Genomic DNA, 16,498 nt, shown 5'->3' with positions numbered 1-16,498 from the left:
GCGGTCCGGGGCTCAAGGCTCACGTTGCTATGCGCATCGGGGGTACTGCGCGCTGCGGCTCGGGGGCGGGAGATGCGTACCAGCCGTACGCGCCGCCGGGCTCAGGCTCGTTGGGGCTTCAGGCGCTCGCGTTGCGCGCCCGGTTGCGAGCGGCGCGGCGCTTCATTGCGCGGCGCTCGTCCTCGCTGAGGCCACCCCAGACGCCGGAGTCCTGGCCGGACTCGAGCGCCCACTGCAGGCACTGCTCCACAACGGGGCAGCGGCGGCAGACGGCCTTGGCTTCCTCGATCTGCAGCAGCGCAGGACCGGTGTTGCCGATGGGGAAGAAGAGCTCGGGGTCTTCTTCGCGGCAAATGGCGTTGTGACGCCAGTCCATGGCTGCTACCTCTCTTTGGTATTACATGCAGGTTGCTTGTGAATGTGAACGCTTTCACGAATCCCTCCGCAAGGGAAGGGCCGACTGCCAGTTACCTGGTGAAGGTCCTGTGATGTGGAGGAGGATTCGGACTCTCTGTGGGGCCGGTGTTGCGGGCCGCGTCGAGCGCCAAGAAGAGATTCGCAAACCTCGGCTGCGGATACAACCCCTTCTGGAAAGTTTTTTTTGATTCCTCGGTGTCGACTGCCTCACAGCCGTACTTCCATGGGGTGGACCCTGGTCTAAACGTTCGAGTGAAAGGACTTTAGGCCCTTCCACTCACACAATCACACGCAGTGCGCGGCGTACGCCTGTGAACGTCACGCTCGTACGCAGCCCCAGGTGGTCACCGTCCATCTGGAAGGGCAGTGGGGCCTTTGATTGCAAGGTGAAGTCCGTCAGGTCATGCAGCGTGACCGCGTGCTTGCCCTGAGGTCCGCGCTCGGGGGTCGAAGTGAGCAGCTGCGTCGCGTAACGGGTCACCGCGGGGGTGGTCAGTTTGCGCAGACCGAGCACGTCGAGGCCGGTGTCGAAGGAGGCCTGCGGGGAGGCGTACAAGGGGCGATTGCCCAGGTAGCTCCAGGGAGAGGTGTTGCAGACTATCGACATCACCAGGTCGTCCACCGGGTCCTCGCCGGGGCGCTCCAGGGTGACCAGGCCGTGCCGGCGGTTGGGTTCCTCGAGGAACTGCCGGACCACCTGACGCACGTACAGCGCATGGGTCGAGCGCTTGCCGCGTTCCCGCTGCTGTTCGACCCGGCCCACGACTCCCGCGTCGAAGCCGAAGCCCGCGCAGAAGGTGAACCAGCGCTCGGGGACCGCTTCGTCGTCGGTGCCGGGTGTGCCGGCCGCGAGGCCGAGCCCGACCGTTCGTTGACTGCCGCTCCGGAGCGCGTCGAGCAGGGCTCCGGTGGCCTCGACCGGGTCGTTGGGCAGGCCGAGGGCGCGGGCGAAGACGTTGGTGGAGCCGCCGGGGACGACCGCGAAGCCGGGCAGGTTCTCGCGCGGGCCGTGGTGGAGGAGGCCGTTCACGACCTCGTTGACCGTGCCGTCGCCGCCGAGGGCGACGACCAGCTCGATGTCCTTGCTCTCGGCGGCCTGCCGGCCGAGGTCGCGGGCGTGGCCGCGGTACTCGGTGGTGACAGCCTCGAGCTTCATCTCGCTGGCCAGTGCGTGGATCAGTACGTCCCGGGTGCGGGCACTGGTGGTGGTGGCTGCCGGGTTGACCACGAGGAGTGCGCGCATGCGAAGCAGAGTACCTATCGCTCTTTACGTGGCCCAGACCGAGGTTGGTTCGAGTTCGGTCCGCTGGTCAGGGCCGGGGTCGGCTCTCGGGGTCAGGATTCGCGCGGGCCGATGCCCAGCGCCTCGGTGGTGGTGGGGTTCACCAGGAGGACGAGGGTCGTGACGGCCACGACGGCGAGGGCGATTCCGGCGGGGATCATGATGCTGTTCACCTGCAGGAGCTGCCAGGCGACGGGGAGCGCCAGGATCTGCGTGATGATGGCCGGCCCGCGGCTCCAGCTGCGGAGCTTGAGCAGTCCGCGTGCGGCGAGCAGCGGGATGGCGGCGAGCACCATCATCGTGACGCCGCCTGTGGCGGCCTGCTGAACATCGTCGGGGTCGCCCGCGATGCCCACGATCAGCATGTACGCGCCCGCGACGAGCAGCGCCAGGCCCTCAAGGGCGGCAAGGGCCGCCGCGGCGGTCAGCCGGGGCGGTCGCGTGGCTTCGGGGGTGGGGTTCTGATCGGCGCTCACCCCTGCAGGGTAGCCCCGGCCACTGACAGGGCTTCCGTGGAGGTGCGGCCCAGGGGGCCCGTGGAGGTGGGGTCCGGCTTTGTGGCGACGTATGCCTGACGGCATTGCTTCGCAGACGGGCGCAACGACGCCCGCACGGGCCGGACCCGCGCCTCGATCCTCGGCAGGACTCGCGTCCTACTCCTCGACCAGCAGCTTCTCCCGCAGCTGCGCCAGCGTCCGCGCGAGCAGGCGCGAGACGTGCATCTGCGAGATGCCGACTTCCTGGGCGATCTGCGACTGCGTCATGTTCCCGAAGAACCGGAGCAGCAGGATGCGCTTCTCGCGCGGCGGCAGGTCCTCCAGGAGCGGCTTGAGGGACTCGCGGTACTCGACGCCCTCCAGCGCCTCGTCCTCGGCGCCCAGGGTGTCCGCGACGGCCGGGGAATCGTCGTCCGTGTCCGGGACGTCCAGGGACAGCGTGGAGTACGCGTTGGCCGACTCCAGGCCCTCCAGGACCTCTTCCTCGGAGATCCCGAGTTTCTCGGCGAGTTCGTGCACCGTGGGTGAGCGCCCGTTCTGCTGCGAGAGCTCGGCGGTCGCCGTGGTGAGGGCGAGTCGCAGCTCCTGCAGACGGCGCGGGACGCGGACGGCCCAGCCCTTGTCGCGGAAGTGCCGCTTGATCTCGCCGACGACCGTGGGGGTCGCGTACGTCGAGAACTCGACGCCGCGCTCCGGGTCGAAGCGGTCCACCGACTTGATCAGGCCGATGGTCGCGACCTGGGTCAGGTCGTCCAGCGGCTCGCCGCGGTTGCGGAAGCGGCGGGCCAGATGCTCGACCAGCGGCAGGTGCATCCGCACCAGCTGGTTGCGCAGCTCCGCGTACTCCGCGCTGCCGTCGGGCAGCTTGCGCAGCTCGACGAACATCAACTTCGCGCCGCTGCGGTCGTGCGGATCGTGTTTGTGCCCATGTTCTGTCATGTGTCCCGCCCGTCGCCCGCCGCCGACCTGGCCGGTGAGCGCTGTGCGCTCGCCCCTGTCATCGCGCCTCGCCTGCTCCGCCGCACTCGCGTCCGGCTCCTGTGGGTGCGGCCGGGCCTGCTGCTCGGGAATGCCCGCGGTGCGCGGTACCCCGCCCCCGCCGTCGGTGCTCTCGGCGGGGAGACCCCATGCGCTGCGCTCTTCGTCCCGCACCGGACCGTCCCCGTCCCTCACGCCGGCCCGGGTCCGGCGCCGCGCTGTTTGTGCAGGCTGATCGAGACGGTCTTGTCCTCGTCGACGTGCGAGTCGACCTGCCCCGCGAGGGCGGAGAGCACCGTCCAGGCGAAGGTGTCCCGCGCGGGTGCGTGACCGTCGGTGGTCGGGGCCGAGACCGTGACCTCGAGCGAGTCGTCCACCAGCCGGAACACACAGCTGAGTACGGAGCCGGGTACGGCTTGCTGGAGGAGGATCGCGCACGCCTCGTCGACCGCGATGCGCAGATCCTCGATCTCGTCCAGGGTGAAGTCCAAACGCGCCGCGAGACCGGCCGTGGCCGTACGCAGCACCGACAGGTAGGCACCCGCAGCGGGCAGCCGGACCTCCACGAAGTCCTGTTTCCCGGGCTCGCCTGCGAACTGGGACACCCTCACCTCCAAGGCGGTACAAGCACGTTCAGCAATCCGTGCTGTTCTGTTCGGGGTTGTGAACCAACCAGGCCGCCGCTGGGCGGTGGTCCGGCACAGCGTCGCACGGGTAACGCGCAGCGTGGCTCAGCGGTGACGCTATCGCGCTCCCAAGGTCTGTGTCCTGCAGGGGCGGTCCGCGGCCCCCGACCCATATCTGTCACTCATAGTAAGCCTACGGGTACGGACAGTGGCTAGGGGTCTGCGGGCCCAATTGGAAACAGCGCGCGCCGGGTTGACGTACCCAGGCGCCGTACGGTCCAACCTTTTCGGCCTTCTCGGTTGATCGAAACCGTCTTTGGCGTCGGTCGGTCGAACTGTCGCGGACGTCGGTCGGTCGAGCCGTCTCAGACGATCGATCCGTCGGCGAAGCACCAGCGCCAGCTCTGACCCGGCTCGAAGCTGCGCATCACCTCGTGCCCGGTCTCCTTGAAGTGCCCCGTCGCGTGCTGGAACGGCGAGGAGTCGCAGCAGCCCACATGTCCGCAGGCCAGACAGAGCCGCAGCTGCACCGGGTGGCTGCCGGCGGCGTCGCACTCGAGGCAGCTGGGGCTCAGGGGTGCGGGTTCGGGGTGCGGCAGCAGGGAGACGTGCGAGCACTCGTTCATGATTGCCAGGTTACGACGCGTGACTGACACCTGCGGTCGCGCACGAAGGATTGGGGACGGCTCAGCCGATGGAAGCCTTGCCATTGCTGTTGTTGGTCGCGGGCAGTGCGGCCGTCGCCGGGATCGCGCGCCGCACGCCGGTGCCCGCGCCGCTGCTGCTCGTCGCTGCGGGGCTCGTCCTCGCGTACGTGCCCGGGGTGCCGCAGTACGAGCTGGACCCGCACATCGTGCTGCCGCTGCTGCTGCCGCCCCTGCTGTACACGGCGGGCGTCGAGAGCTCCTACCTCGATCTGCGGGCCAACTGGCGCCCGGTGGCGCTGTTGTCGGTCGGCTACGTGCTCTTCGCGACCCTCGTCGTCGGCTACGCGGTGTATCTGATCGTGCCGGACCTGCCGCTCACCGCCGCCCTCGTGCTGGGTGCGGTGATCGCCCCGCCCGACGCGGTCGCGGCGACGGCGATCGCCAGGCGGGTCGGGCTGCCCTCGCGCATCACGACGATCCTGCAGGGCGAGTCCCTGGTGAACGACGCCACCGCGATCACCGCCTACAAGGTCGCGCTCGCCGCCGCGGTCGGCGAGGGCGCGAGCTGGGCGGGCGGCATCGGCGAGTTCGCGCTCGCGGCGCTCGGCGGGATCGGGGTCGGCCTGGTCCTGATGGTGCCGCTGCACTGGCTGCGCACGCACCTCAAGGAAGCCCTGCTGCAGAACACGCTCTCCCTCCTGATCCCGTTCGTCGCGTACGCCGCCGCCGAGGAGGTCCACGCCTCCGGGGTGCTTGCCGTGGTGGTCGTCGCGCTCTACCTGGGCCATCGCTCCTGGCAGGTCGACTTCGCGACGAGGCTCCAGGAGGCGGCGGTCTGGAAAATGGTTGCCTTCGTTCTCGAATCCGCCGTCTTCGCGCTCATCGGGCTGCAATTGCCGGTCGTCCTCAAGGAGTTGGGCGAGTACGAGGGTGCGCGTGCCGCCTGGTACGCGGTGGCCGTCTTCCTGGTGGTCGTGGCGGCGCGCTTCGTGTGGGTGTATCCCGCGACCTTCCTGCCCCGCCTCCTGTTCAAGCGGATCAGGGAGCGCGAGACCAATCCGACCTGGACCGGGCCGCTGATCGTCGGCTGGGCGGGGATGCGCGGGGTGGTGTCGCTGGCTATCGCGTTCTCCATCCCGAAGGTCCTGGACGACGGGTCGCCCTTCCCGGCGCGCAATCTGGTGCTCTTCCTGACCTTCACGACGGTCATCGGGACGCTGGTGGTGCAGGGACTCAGCCTGCCCGGCCTGATCCGCCTGCTGCGCATCCCGGGGCGCGACGAGCACGCCGAGACGCTGGCGGAGGCGCAGGCCCAGAGCGAGGCCTCGCAGGCCGCTGTGGCGCGTCTGGAGGCGCTGCTCGCCGATGAGCGCAACGCGCTGCCGAGCGCACTCGCCGACCGGCTGCGGACCGTCCTCGAGCGGCGCCGCAATGCCGTCTGGGAGCGGCTGGGCGCGCCCAACGCGGTGACGGGGGAGTCGGCCGACGACACCTACCGGCGGCTGTCCCGGGAGACCCTGGAGGCCGAGCGGGAGGTGTTCGTGCGGCTGCGCGACGAGCGGCGCATCGACGACGAGATGCTGCGCACCCTGCAGCGCAGGCTCGACCTGGAGGAGGCCGCGGCCTATCGCGAGGCGTCGGGCTGACCCGTGATCACCGCGGCGAGGCGGGTGCCGGGCGGGAAGGCGCCCTCCTCGGCGAGGACGGTGAGGCCGTAAAGCAGTTTGGCGACATAGAGACGTTCCACCGGCAGGCCGTGGCGCTCCTCGAAGTCGGCGGCAAAGGCGTCGAGTTCGGGTGACGTACGCGCGTACCCGCCGAAGTGGAAGCGGTCCGCCAGGCGCCAGTCGCCCTGCCGATCTCCGAAAGTGGCCACCTGCAGGCGCTCGATTTCGGCCTCCAGGAAGCCGCCCTTGAGCACGGGTATCCCGATCGCCCGCTGTCCGGAGGCGAGCCCCGCCGCGAGGCCGGCCAGGGTGCCGCCCGTGCCGCAGGCGACGGCCGCCGTGTCGGCGGCGCCGCGCAGCTCCTCTCCGAGGGCCGTACAGCCGTGTACGGCAAGGGAGTTGCTGCCGCCCTCGGGGACGACGTACGCGTCCTCTGCGGCCAGGGTGCGCAGGAGGCCGGCGAGGGCCTGGGGGTCGGCCTTGGTGCGGTACGTCGTCCGGTCCACGAAGTGCAGCCGCATGCCGTCGGCCGCGCACCGCGCGAGGGACGGGTTCAGGGGGCGCGAGGCCAGCTCGTCGCCGCGTACGACGCCGATGGTCGGGAAGTCGAGCAGGCGGCCCGCGGCGGCCGTGGCGCGCAGATGGTTGGAGTAGGCGCCACCGAAGGTGAGGACGGGGCGGCCGGCGGCGGCCCGGAGGTTGCGGGCGAGCTTGCGCCACTTGTTGCCCGCCAGCTCCGGATGGATCAGGTCGTCCCGCTTGAGGAGCAGCCGGATGCCGTGGCGGGTGAAACGCTCGTCGTCGGCCTCCTGGAGCGGGGACGGGAGTCTCGGCTGCAAGGAGGCCAGGTCGACGGGGGTGTGCGCGTTCACCCGCCCATTGTCACGCGCGGTTCACTTCAGGCGCTCGCCGATGCGCTCGCGCATCGCGTCCATCGTGAACCCGCGCGGGTCGATCTTTCCGGGCTGCCACTCCAGGTGGCCGATGACCGAGCGTTCCGTCCATTCGTGCACCCGGCAGACAGCGGCCGACACCTGCTCGATCGCGACCAGCTGGGCGTCGGTCCACGGGTCCTCGCCGTCGCCGAGGTTCTCGCACTCGAAGCCGTAGAAATGGCGGTTGCCGTCGGTGTTCGCCTCGTTGTCGGGCGGCAGCCGCTTCTCGGCGATCACCGCCCGCAGCACGTCGTCGTCGCCGAAGCCCGCGTGGTTGGCGCGGCCGTACCCGACGAGGTGGACGCGGCCGTCCTTGGTGATGACGCCGTGGCACAGCGGGCCCGGCAAGGTGGCGTGGCCGTCGCGGCAGATGCGTACCGTCGCCTCGCTGCCCGAGGTCACCGTGTGGTGGATCATCACGCCGTGCACCGGGCCCCAGGGGCCCTTGTGATTGCGGTTGTGCTCCCGCCAGTTGCCCACTTCGACGACGGTGGCGCCTTCGTCCGTGAGTGCTTGCAGAAACCTGTCCGCGGACATGGGTGGGGCCATGCCGCCTCCTTTGTGCCGGATGCGGCGGACGCCCGGCGCGCACCGCCTCTTATGACCTGCTTTTACCGGAACGCCGGTTCCAGAGCCAGTCGTTCGAGGCGCGTGCGAGCCGATCCGGACAGTGCGCGGGAGGGTGGGCTCAGCTGCTGCTCTGCAGGAATCCGTCGCCGTTCGCCGCGATGTGCGACTCGACCGCCTGCAGTGCCTGCTGCGTCACGCGCGGGTCGCCGCTGCCGCGCTGCTCCGCGTAGTACGCGGCGCCCAGCTTCTTGAGGAGGTCCTGGCCGGCGCGCTGCGCCTGGACCTCGTCCACCTTCTGCTTGCCCTGGGCGAGTGCGCTCTGCGCCTGCTCTTTGGCGCGGTCCAGGAAGCCTGCCATGGGTCGTCTCCTGTCGGTGGTGCGGTTCGTACCGTTCGGTGCGATCCGTGTGCTGTGTGAACGGTTGGGGCGATCTTGGGGTTCCCCGTCCGCGCCCGTCCCTACCCGTACCCGTCGGCCGAACGAGTGGACGGAGGGGTGTTCCCCAGCGTGGAGTGATCCATTCCCATTCGTTTGTGTAATAGCGCGGACACGCTCCGTACTGAAAGGGTTGATCACGCACGCTTGCGCACAAAAGCGCAGGTCAGCGCTTGATCTGGAGGGCAATACATGTCGGTAGGCGAAGAGATCCGTACGGATTCGGGCAAGCCGCAGCAGAGTCTCGGTACCGATGCCGCACGGAATCTGGCCACCACCACCAAGTCCACCCCGCAGATGCAGGAGATCAGCTCGCGCTGGCTCCTGCGGATGCTGCCCTGGGTCCAGGTGCAGGGTGGTACGTACCGGGTGAACCGCAGGCTGAGCTACTCCGTCGGTGACGGCCGGGTGACGTTCGTGAAGACCGGCGACCGGGTGCAGGTCATCCCGGCCGAGCTCGGCGAACTGCCCGCACTGCGCGACTACGAGGACCAAGAGGTGCTCGGCGAGCTCGCCCGGCGGTGCCAGCAGCGGGAGTTCGCGCCGGGTGAGGCACTTGCCTCCTTCGGCAGCCCGGTGGACGAGGTGTACCTGCTTGCCCATGGCCGCGCCGAGAAGCTCGGCACCGGCCCGTACGGCGACGACTCGGTGCTCGGCGTGCTTGCCGACGGCGCGTACTTCGGCGACCAGTGCCTGCTCGATGCGGAGTCCATCTGGGAGTACACCGCACGCGCGGTGACCACGTGCACCGTCCTCGCGCTGCCCCGTTCGGACTTCGAGCAGGTCGCGGAGCGCTCCGAGTCGCTCCGTGCCCAGCTCGGGCGGCTGCGCTCCATCCCGGGCCAGCGCACCAACAAGTACGGCGAGAAGGAGATCGACCTCTCGGCCGGCCATGTCGGTGAGCAGGAGATCCCGGGCACGTTCGTCGACTACGACGGGGCTCCGCGCGAGTACGAACTCAGCGTTGCCCAAACGGTTCTGCGCATCCACACGCGCGTGGCCGACCTTTACAACCAGCCGATGAACCAGACCGAGCAGCAGCTGCGGCTGACCGTGGAGGCGCTCAAGGAGCGCCAGGAGCACGAGCTCATCAACAACCGGGAGTTCGGACTCCTCAACAACTGCGAGTACGACCAGCGGCTGCAGCCCCACGACGGCGGCCCGAGCCCCGACGACATGGACGAACTCCTCAGCCGCAGGCGCGGATCGAAGCTCTTCCTCGCCCACCCGCGCGCCATCTCCGCCTTCGGCCGCGAGTGCAACAAGCGCGGGCTCTACCCGGACTCCGTCGAGGTCAACGGCCACCACGTGCCGGCCTGGCGCGGTGTGCCGATCTTCCCGTGCAACAAGATCCCGATCAGTGACGCGCGTACGACGTCCATCATCTGCATGCGTACCGGCGAGGACGACGCGGGCGTCGTCGGACTGCGCCAGTCCGGCATCCCGGACGAGATCGAACCCAGCCTGTCGGTGCGCTTCATGGGCATCAGCGAACAGGCGATCATGTCCTACCTGGTGACGGCCTACTACTCGGCGGCGGTCCTGGTGCCGGACGCCCTCGGCGTTCTGGAGAACGTCGAGATCGGCCGCTGGAGGTGAGCACCGCGGCCCCCGCCGAGGGGCAGGAGGCCGTCGACCTGCTGGAGCGCACCCGGCAGGCCGTCGACCCCGAACTGCGCAGAGCCGTCGCGTCCCTGCCCGGTTCCATACGCCGGATCGCCATGTACCACTTCGGCTGGGAGCACGCCGACGGCCGGCCCTCGACCGGGGCCGGCGGCAAGGCGATCCGTCCGGGGCTCGTGCTCGCCGCGGCGCGGGCCCTGGGCGGAGCGCCGACGATGGCCGTCCGGGCCGCGGCCGCAGTGGAGTTGACCCACAACTTCACGCTGCTGCACGACGACATCATCGACCGCGACCGCACCCGGAGGCACCGCCCCACCGTCTGGACGGTCTTCGGGGACGCGGACGCGATCCTGGCCGGCGACGCGATGCAGGCGCTGGCCCTGCGGCTGCTCGCCGACGATCCGCATCCGGCGGCCCCCGCGGCCGCCGCCCGGCTCGCGGCCTGCGTGATGGAGCTGTGCGAGGGGCAGCACGCGGACACGGCCCTGGAGGGGCGTGCCTGCGACGAGGTGACGCTCGGCGAGACCCTCGCCATGGCCGAGGCCAAGACCGGGGCGCTGCTCGGCTGTGCCTGTGCGCTCGGTGCGCTGTACGCGGGCGCCGGGCAGGACGAGGTGGACGCCATGGACGGCTTCGGTCGCGAGGCCGGGCTCGCGTTTCAGCTCATCGACGACGTGATCGGCATCTGGGGCGACCCGGAGCGCACAGGCAAGCCCGCGGGCGCCGATCTCGCCGCGCGCAAGAAGTCCCTGCCCGTCGTCGCCGCCCTCACCTCGGGCACGGCGGCGGGCGGGGAGCTCGCCGAGCTGTACCGCCGTCCTATGGAGGTGGCCGATCTCGACCGCGCGGCGGACGCCGTGGACCGCGCGGGCGGCCGGGACTGGGCGCAGGCCGAGGCGGCCGACCGGATGTCCCGCGCGGTGCATCTGCTGTCCCGCGCGGTGCCCGATCCGGAGGCGGCGGGCGGGCTGCTCGCGCTCGCGGAGTTCGTGACGCGGCGTACGTACTGATGGTGCGTACGCGGGAGTTGGTGGCCTGCGCGGCAAGAAGGAAAGGCAAGCAGAAGAGGTGACCAGGAGGAGGGAGACGGGGAGCGGCGGGGCGACAGGACGACGAGATGATGACGGGGAAGTGGGCCTGGCGCGCCCACGGGCAGCCCCAAGCGTGGGGGTGAGGGCATTCAGGGGCTAGAACGGCCAGGATTGTTACCCCTGGAAGGAATTGCCATGATTTCCCCCCGGAAGGTTCTGGGCGCCGCCACCTCGGCCGCCCTCGTCGTCCTCGCCGCCCCCGCCGTGGCGCAGGCGGACGATGCCCCGAAGTCCCTTGCCAATGCGACCGTGCCCGCGCTGGCCGAGGTGAAGAACCCGGTTGCCGGCCAGGACGATGCGCTCAAGTCGCTTCCCCAGGCCATGGAGAAGCTTCTGGAGAAGCTGGCCACGAAGCGGGACGACCGCGTCAAGCAGGATGTGTTCGGCGGCTGATACGCATCGGCTGCCGACACCTACAGGCGGAGCCCCGCACACCGGCGTACAGGAGGCCGGGGTGCGGGGCTCCGCCGCGCGGCGGGGGCGGGGCTCGTGGTCGTGGGGCGGGGCCTCTGCCGAGGGTCTGGTCGGCCGGTCGCTGCCGGAATAGCCTGGAGGCATGGCCGAAGAACTGGTCTGCCCGGTCTGTAAACGGCCCGTGCAGACCGTCGTCAAGCGCCGCAAGGTCCTTGGGGCCTTCGTCCCCGTCTGGGGACCCGGGCCCTGTCGGCACGCCGACTGCGCGGCATACGTCGAGGACGAAGAGGCCGGGGCCGGGCACGCCAGGCATTCCCGGAAGCGGCACAAGCGCGGCGGGCTGAGCGGGCTGGGGCAGCGGCAGGCGAAGCCAGAGGATCTCGGGGTGCCAGGGACGGCCAGTACGCCGTCAGAGGCATCGGAGGCCAAGGTGTCCGAGGCTCAGGTGCCCGAGGCGTTGGAAGAGCCCCCGCAGAGTCCCTAGGGCACCCTGGAAGCAGTCCCTGGAGCGACTGCGGAAGATTCTTTCGTGCGCCGTGTCGAGAAGGCCGGGCCCGCTCCGACGTCTCCTGTGAGTCGCCCGCAAGGGGCGGCCGGAATCGAGGAGTGGACCATGAAGTACCTGGTGATGGTGCAGGGCTCGCAGGCCGACTACGAAGCGATGAGCGGCAAGACGTCCGTGCACAGCCCCGCCGCATGGAGCGAGAAGGACCTGCAGGCGATGTTCGCCTTCATGGGCGAGCTCAACAACGACCTGGCGGAGTCCGGCGAGCTCGTCGATGCCCAGGGCCTCAGCGAGCCCGCACAGACCCGCTTTGTCAGCCGGGACAAGGAGGGCAAGCCCGTGGTCAGCGACGGCCCGTACCCGGAGACCAAGGAGCTGCTCGCCGGCTACTGGGTGCTCGACTGCGCCAGCCTGGAGCGGGTCACCGAGATCGCGCTGCGGGTCGCGGAGTGCCCCCAGCCGGAGGGCGCTCCCGACTACCCGGTCGTGATCCGGCCCATCCCGGACGCAGCGGGCGGGGCCTGCTGACCGCCCGCGCGCGACGCCGATTTGCGGGAACCTGGGGGTGATGGGCCCACCCGGGCCCGCAGAGGTGGCGTACCGCCCGTGAGACGACGTACGAGCGACATCGAGGACCTGCTGCGCCTGCACGCGCCGCAGGTCCTCGGCGCGCTGGTGCGCCGGTACGGGCACTTCGACCTGGCCGAGGACGCCGTGCAGGAGGCCTTGCTCGCCGCGGCCGGGCAGTGGCCCGAGGAGGGCACGCCCGGCAACCCGCGCGGGTGGCTGATCAGGGTCGCCTCGCGTCGGCTCATGGACCAGCTGCGCAGCGAGGAAGCGCGCAGGCGGCGCGAGGAGAGCGCGGCCTCGCTCACGCCGCGGGACGCCTTCACCATGCCGGCGCCGGGTGAGGCGCGGGCGCCGTCCGAGGACGACACCCTCACGCTGCTCTTCCTCTGCTGCCATCCGGAGCTCTCCCCGGCGGCGCAGATCGCGCTGACCCTGCGGGCCGTCGGCGGGCTGACCACGGCCGAGATCGCACGGGCCCATCTGGTGCCCGAGGCGACGATGGCGCAGCGGATCAGCCGGGCCAAGGCGAAAGTGCGGGGCGTGCATTTCCGGCAGCCTTCGGGGGCTGACCGTGACCAGCGGCTCGCTGCGGTCCTCCAGGTGCTCTACCTGATCTTCAACGAGGGCCATACGGCGACATCGGGTGCCGCACTGCACCGTGCGGACCTCGCGCGGGAGGCGATCAGGCTGACGCGGGCGGTGCGCCGGCTGCTGCCCGCCGAGGGCGCGGTGACCGGGCTGCTCGCCCTGATGCTGCTGACCGACGCGCGCAGCGCGGCACGCACCGGGCCCGCGGGCGAGTTGATCCCCCTGGACGAGCAGGACCGCTCCCGCTGGGACGCCGCCGCGATCGCGGAAGGCGTGCGGCTCGTCGAGGAGGCGCTGGGGCAAGGGCCCGCCGGGGCCTACCAGTTGCAGGCCGCGATCGCCGCGCTGCACGACGAGGCGGGGCGGGCCGAGGACACGGACTGGCCGCAGATCCTCGCGCTGTACGACCTCCTGGTGCGCCTCGCGCCGGGGCCCATGGCCGAGTTGGGGCGCGCGGTGGCGGTGGCGATGGTGCACGGGCCGGTGGCGGGGCTTGCCGAGGTCGACAAGCTGGAGGCCGGGCTTGCGGGGAACCACCGGCTCGATGCGGTGCGGGCCCATCTCCTGGAGAAGGCGGGGGACGCGGGGGCGGCCCGGGAGGCGTATCGGCTGGCGGCGGGGCGGACGTTGAGCGTGCCGGAGGCCCGGTATCTGCGGATGCGGGCGGCTCGGCTGGGTGGGGGCGAGGGCGGGAGTGTGTTCGGGGAGGTGGAGGGGTCAGGAGGGTCGGGGGAGCGTGGCGGGTCGGAGGAGCTGGAGGAGCCGAGCAAGGTCGGGGAGGTGGAGGGGCAGGAGGGTTGAGGGAGCGTGGCGGGTCGTCGTAGCCGGAAGTGCCAAGCGGGGGCGGGGAGGCGGAACGGTCAAGGGAGCCAGGGAGTGTGGCGGGTCGGAGGAGCTGGAGGAGCCGAGCAAGGTCGGGGCGGTGGAAGGGCCAAGAGGGTTCGGGAGGCGGAGGGGTCAGGAGGGTCGGGGAGCGTCGCGGGCCGGAGAAGCCGGAGGCCCCGGCCGGGTTCGGGGCGGTGGAAGGCCCAGGGGAGTCGGAGGTGCCCAATGGGGTCGGGGAGGTGGAAGGGTCAGGAGGGTTGAAGGAGCCTGGCAGGTCGGAGTAGCCGAGGGGGCCAGGCGGGTCCGGCGAGGTGGCGAGGCAGGGGGCGGAGAAGCCTGGCGGGGCGGAGGGCCATGGTGGTGCTGCCGGGGGGACCGGGCGCGGGGACGGGCATCTTCGACCGGCCCGGGCCCAGCACGCCGGACACGACGGCCGATGGCCGGGCCGGGTCGGCGAGTCAGGCGGGGTTGGGGGCGGCTGCGAGACCGGGGAGTTGAGGGGCCGGGGGGATTGTCAGTGGTGGCCTGCATGATGGACGCATGACCGAACTTGAGATGTCCGATCGGGTGGACGGCACCGTGGTGGGGGCGGAACGGGACCGTGCCGAGCAGGCCGGGCCCGGCGGCGCCGCGTCCGAGCCGGCCGGCCGCGGGTCGCTGCCTGCGGGCGTGGACGCCGAGGGCCTGCTCGCGCTCGCCGAGGGCCATCACGCGCGTGGGGTAAGGGCGTTGGGGATACGTCACCTCGGTGGGCATCTCGTCAAGGTGTACGCCGTCGAGGCCCCGGGCCGCACGATCGGCGAGCCGGTCGAGGCAGCCGCGCTCCGGCTGGCCGGGGCCCAGCTCGAGCTGGACCGGGCGCGCGGGTCGCTCGGGCTCGGGGTGCTGATCCTGCACGCGGGCGGGGACGGCGACTACGTGCTCGTGCACAGCTGGATCGAGGGCCACATGTCGAACCTCGCGATCTTCACAGGACCGGCGGACGACCCCGGCCAACTGCGCCCCGGGCGGCTCGGCCTCGCCCCGTGCGTGTGGGAGGCGGCGGTGTTGACACATGAGCGTGACGCCTACGTCCGGCACGTCCTCGACGGCACGGGGCCGCTCGCCGAGCGCCTCGACGCGTGGGGCGCCGACGCGTTGCAGGGAGAGGTGCGATGAGCGGGGTCAAGGACGGGACTCAGGGGGTCCCGCGGGTCCGGCATGCCCGGGTCGAGGACCTGCCGGAAGTCGCGCGGCTCGCCGCCGAGCACGCCGAGTACGAGAAGGCGGCGCCGCCCGCGGCCGACCTCGCGCAGCGGCTCGCCGGACCTCTCTTCGGCGGCGACGGGCCGCCCCGGCTGTACTGCCTGGTCGCCGAGTCGGCGGACGGGAAGCTGGTCGGATATGCCACTTGCGCACCGGAGTTCTCGACCTGGGAGGGGCGCGCCTACCTGCACATGGACTGCCTCTTCCTGCGATCGGGGCAGCGCGGGCACGGGCTCGGGCCGCTCCTGGTCGAGGCGGTGGTGGCACAGGCGAGGACGCTAGGGCTCGACGAGGTGCAGTGGCAGACGCCCGTGTGGAACGAGGGGGCGATCCGGTTCTACGAGCGGTTGGGGGCCACGGGCAAGGAGAAATTGAGGTATGCGCTGAAGGTGGAGTGAGTGGAGTGTGGAGTGAGCGGAGTGAGGGGGCTCCGGGCTCCCTCAGGGGAACTCATTGATTTGCGCGCGGTGTTGAAGCCCGGTCCGACGGTCTTCCCGTACTGCTCCACAGCCTCGCGGCTCCACGGCCTCGCGGCCTCGCGGCTCCAGAGCCGCGCGGCTTCACGGCGTGCGGGCGGCGACGCCCTTCCGTCGGGCCAGCCGGACCACGATCAGGCAGTACAGCGGCGCGAAGATCAGCTCCAGGACGAGCGCCTGCCAGGCCGCGTCCGCCGCCGAACCCGTGTCGTCCAGCTCACCGGTGACGGCGAGCAGCGAGAAGGCGATGAGGTTGTTCACGACGTGCGCCGCGATCGTCGCCTCCAGGCCGCCCGTCCGCAGACACAGCCAGGCCCACCAGGCCGCCGAGTAGAACAGCAGGGCAAATCCGGAGAGTTCGCCGAACCCGTGCGCGAGGGCGAACAGGAGGGAGCTGATGACGATGCCGGGCCAGGGCGAGTTCCAGTGCGCCCCGAAGATCTGCTGGAACCAGCCGCGGAACACGTACTCCTCGGCCGCCGCCTGGAACGGCACCAGCGCCCACAGCACCACCAGACTCAGCAGCAGCGAGGACCATCCGGGAAAGCTCACCCCACCGGCATCCAGGTCGTCGTCCGCCGTGAAGGAGGCCCACAGGATCAGCAGCCCCGTCTGCAGAACCATCAGCGGCGCCGCCACCCCCGCGCACGTCGCGAGCCACCGCCACCGCAGCCGCCCGGTCACCGACGACAGCGTGCCCGCCGGCCGCAGCTGGAGCCAGCGCGCGGCGAGCATGACGGAGGGGATGAAGAGGGCCAGCGAGACCAGCCCCAGTGCCTGCTCCGCCAGAGGTGCGTCGAAGACCTCCTCGTTGTGCGGGCGCGCCGGCTGCAGCCCGGACTCTTCGGCGAAGGCTTCGGCGGCCACGTACAGACAGAGCGTGACCACCATGGCGCCGAACAGCATCACGACCGTGCCGAGGACCTGCCGCCACCAGCGCTGCAGCCCGTTCCTGGCCTGCCTGTCGTACGGGGTCCCGGGCGGCGCGGGGACCGGGCCGACGGGGCGGCGCCCGGGCAGGCCGGGTGCCCCGGGTGTTCCGGGCGGGACGGCCCAGCCGGGCCACTGGTCGGGGCCTGCGGGTCCAGCGGGTCCGGTGCTCACGC

The 16,498-nt window shown here is 71.1% G+C and carries 19 protein-coding genes; 9 read left to right on the top strand and 10 right to left on the bottom strand.

What is annotated here, in order from left to right; genetic code table 11:
* Positions 1-118: 118 nt before the first annotated feature.
* From OG430_RS17840 to OG430_RS17815, 6 genes are all read right to left on the bottom strand, one after another.
* A complete protein-coding gene (locus tag OG430_RS17840) occupies positions 119-376 on the bottom strand; it encodes a WhiB family transcriptional regulator (RefSeq protein WP_327353511.1) in 258 nt (85 codons plus the stop codon).
* 318 nt (positions 377-694) lie between these two features.
* Positions 695-1,660 (bottom strand): diacylglycerol/lipid kinase family protein, encoded by a 966-nt coding sequence (locus tag OG430_RS17835; RefSeq protein WP_327353510.1) that lies wholly within the window; start codon positions 1,658-1,660, stop codon positions 695-697.
* Positions 1,661-1,752: 92 nt separating this feature from the next.
* Positions 1,753-2,175 carry a hypothetical protein gene (locus OG430_RS17830; protein WP_327353509.1) on the bottom strand — a complete coding sequence of 141 codons (423 nt, stop codon included), beginning with the start codon at positions 2,173-2,175 and terminating at the stop codon, positions 1,753-1,755.
* 177 nt (positions 2,176-2,352) lie between these two features.
* Entirely contained in the window at positions 2,353-3,369 is a 1,017-nt protein-coding gene (locus OG430_RS17825; RefSeq protein ID WP_442816508.1) for an RNA polymerase sigma factor SigF, read from the bottom strand.
* Entirely contained in the window at positions 3,366-3,779 is a 414-nt protein-coding gene (locus OG430_RS17820; protein ID WP_327353507.1) for an anti-sigma regulatory factor, read from the bottom strand. The genes OG430_RS17825 and OG430_RS17820 overlap by 4 nt, the downstream gene beginning before the upstream one ends.
* A gap of 386 nt (positions 3,780-4,165) precedes the next feature.
* Positions 4,166-4,426 carry a UBP-type zinc finger domain-containing protein gene (locus tag OG430_RS17815; protein ID WP_327353506.1) on the bottom strand — a complete coding sequence of 87 codons (261 nt, stop codon included), beginning with the start codon at positions 4,424-4,426 and terminating at the stop codon, positions 4,166-4,168.
* Positions 4,427-4,494: 68 nt separating this feature from the next.
* On the opposite strand from OG430_RS17815, the gene OG430_RS17810 reads away from it, so the two are divergent.
* The gene (locus OG430_RS17810; RefSeq protein WP_327353505.1) at positions 4,495-6,093 is read left to right on the top strand and encodes a Na+/H+ antiporter; all 1,599 of its coding nucleotides are present in this window, start codon (positions 4,495-4,497) and stop codon (positions 6,091-6,093) included.
* On the opposite strand, the gene OG430_RS17805 is transcribed toward OG430_RS17810, so the two are convergent.
* The 3 genes from OG430_RS17805 to OG430_RS17795 form a co-directional block, all read right to left on the bottom strand.
* On the bottom strand, positions 6,072-6,986 hold the full coding sequence (locus OG430_RS17805; protein ID WP_327353504.1) for a 1-aminocyclopropane-1-carboxylate deaminase/D-cysteine desulfhydrase: 915 nt from the start codon (positions 6,984-6,986) through the stop codon (positions 6,072-6,074). The genes OG430_RS17810 and OG430_RS17805 overlap by 22 nt on opposite strands.
* Before the next feature lie 21 nt (positions 6,987-7,007).
* The gene (locus tag OG430_RS17800) at positions 7,008-7,598 is read right to left on the bottom strand and encodes an N-acetylmuramoyl-L-alanine amidase (RefSeq protein ID WP_327353503.1); all 591 of its coding nucleotides are present in this window, start codon (positions 7,596-7,598) and stop codon (positions 7,008-7,010) included.
* A 139-nt stretch (positions 7,599-7,737) separates the two neighbouring features.
* The gene (locus tag OG430_RS17795; RefSeq protein WP_327353502.1) at positions 7,738-7,977 is read right to left on the bottom strand and encodes a hypothetical protein; all 240 of its coding nucleotides are present in this window, start codon (positions 7,975-7,977) and stop codon (positions 7,738-7,740) included.
* A gap of 270 nt (positions 7,978-8,247) precedes the next feature.
* On the opposite strand from OG430_RS17795, the gene OG430_RS17790 reads away from it, so the two are divergent.
* The 8 genes from OG430_RS17790 (at position 8,248) to OG430_RS17755 (ending at position 15,314) form a co-directional block, all read left to right on the top strand.
* The gene (locus OG430_RS17790) at positions 8,248-9,654 is read left to right on the top strand and encodes a family 2B encapsulin nanocompartment shell protein (RefSeq protein ID WP_327353501.1); all 1,407 of its coding nucleotides are present in this window, start codon (positions 8,248-8,250) and stop codon (positions 9,652-9,654) included.
* Positions 9,651-10,688, top strand: coding sequence for a family 2 encapsulin nanocompartment cargo protein polyprenyl transferase (locus OG430_RS17785; RefSeq protein WP_327353500.1), 1,038 nt, complete (start codon positions 9,651-9,653; stop codon positions 10,686-10,688). The genes OG430_RS17790 and OG430_RS17785 overlap by 4 nt, the downstream gene beginning before the upstream one ends.
* 216 nt (positions 10,689-10,904) lie before the next feature.
* Positions 10,905-11,162 (top strand): hypothetical protein, encoded by a 258-nt coding sequence (locus OG430_RS17780; protein WP_327353499.1) that lies wholly within the window; start codon positions 10,905-10,907, stop codon positions 11,160-11,162.
* 163 nt (positions 11,163-11,325) lie between these two features.
* Complete coding sequence (locus tag OG430_RS17775; RefSeq protein ID WP_327353498.1) at positions 11,326-11,667, top strand: hypothetical protein; 342 nt, start codon at positions 11,326-11,328, stop codon at positions 11,665-11,667.
* Positions 11,668-11,796: 129 nt separating this feature from the next.
* Complete coding sequence (locus OG430_RS17770; RefSeq protein WP_327353497.1) at positions 11,797-12,216, top strand: YciI family protein; 420 nt, start codon at positions 11,797-11,799, stop codon at positions 12,214-12,216.
* Positions 12,217-12,294: 78 nt separating this feature from the next.
* Positions 12,295-13,647, top strand: coding sequence for an RNA polymerase sigma factor (locus OG430_RS17765; RefSeq protein ID WP_327353496.1), 1,353 nt, complete (start codon positions 12,295-12,297; stop codon positions 13,645-13,647).
* A 564-nt stretch (positions 13,648-14,211) separates the two neighbouring features.
* On the top strand, positions 14,212-14,829 hold the full coding sequence (locus OG430_RS17760; RefSeq protein WP_327353495.1) for a hypothetical protein: 618 nt from the start codon (positions 14,212-14,214) through the stop codon (positions 14,827-14,829).
* Positions 14,826-15,314, top strand: a complete 489-nt coding sequence (locus OG430_RS17755; protein WP_327353494.1) for a GNAT family N-acetyltransferase — start codon at positions 14,826-14,828, stop codon at positions 15,312-15,314. Before OG430_RS17760 ends, OG430_RS17755 begins: the two co-directional genes overlap by 4 nt.
* A 162-nt stretch (positions 15,315-15,476) precedes the next feature.
* Here OG430_RS17755 and OG430_RS17750 read toward each other — a convergent pair whose 3' ends face one another.
* Complete coding sequence (locus OG430_RS17750) at positions 15,477-16,496, bottom strand: CPBP family glutamic-type intramembrane protease (RefSeq protein WP_327353493.1); 1,020 nt, start codon at positions 16,494-16,496, stop codon at positions 15,477-15,479.
* Positions 16,497-16,498: the final 2 nt, after the last annotated feature.

Origin of the sequence: Streptomyces sp. NBC_01304, assembly GCF_035975855.1 — a bacterium.
Lineage (GTDB): Bacteria > Actinomycetota > Actinomycetes > Streptomycetales > Streptomycetaceae > Streptomyces.
The sequence above is the reverse complement of the archived record's forward strand: the minus strand, read 5'-3'. Positions and strand labels throughout refer to the sequence as shown.

Bases quoted from the DNA above. Each gene is read 5' to 3' on its own strand.
- OG430_RS17790 (WP_327353501.1), top strand. From the start codon at position 8,248: ATGTCGGTAGGCGAAGAGATCCGTACGGATTCGGGCAAGCCGCAGCAG.
- OG430_RS17780 (WP_327353499.1), top strand. From the start codon at position 10,905: ATGATTTCCCCCCGGAAGGTTCTGGGCGCCGCCACCTCGGCCGCCCTC.
- OG430_RS17840 (WP_327353511.1), bottom strand. From the start codon at position 376: ATGGACTGGCGTCACAACGCCATTTGCCGCGAAGAAGACCCCGAGCTC.
- OG430_RS17770 (WP_327353497.1), top strand. From the start codon at position 11,797: ATGAAGTACCTGGTGATGGTGCAGGGCTCGCAGGCCGACTACGAAGCG.
- OG430_RS17795 (WP_327353502.1), bottom strand. From the start codon at position 7,977: ATGGCAGGCTTCCTGGACCGCGCCAAAGAGCAGGCGCAGAGCGCACTC.
- OG430_RS17815 (WP_327353506.1), bottom strand. From the start codon at position 4,426: ATGAACGAGTGCTCGCACGTCTCCCTGCTGCCGCACCCCGAACCCGCA.
- OG430_RS17810 (WP_327353505.1), top strand. From the start codon at position 4,495: ATGGAAGCCTTGCCATTGCTGTTGTTGGTCGCGGGCAGTGCGGCCGTC.
- OG430_RS17755 (WP_327353494.1), top strand. From the start codon at position 14,826: ATGAGCGGGGTCAAGGACGGGACTCAGGGGGTCCCGCGGGTCCGGCAT.
- OG430_RS17760 (WP_327353495.1), top strand. From the start codon at position 14,212: ATGACCGAACTTGAGATGTCCGATCGGGTGGACGGCACCGTGGTGGGG.
- OG430_RS17775 (WP_327353498.1), top strand. From the start codon at position 11,326: ATGGCCGAAGAACTGGTCTGCCCGGTCTGTAAACGGCCCGTGCAGACC.
- OG430_RS17800 (WP_327353503.1), bottom strand. From the start codon at position 7,598: ATGGCCCCACCCATGTCCGCGGACAGGTTTCTGCAAGCACTCACGGAC.
- OG430_RS17835 (WP_327353510.1), bottom strand. From the start codon at position 1,660: ATGCGCGCACTCCTCGTGGTCAACCCGGCAGCCACCACCACCAGTGCC.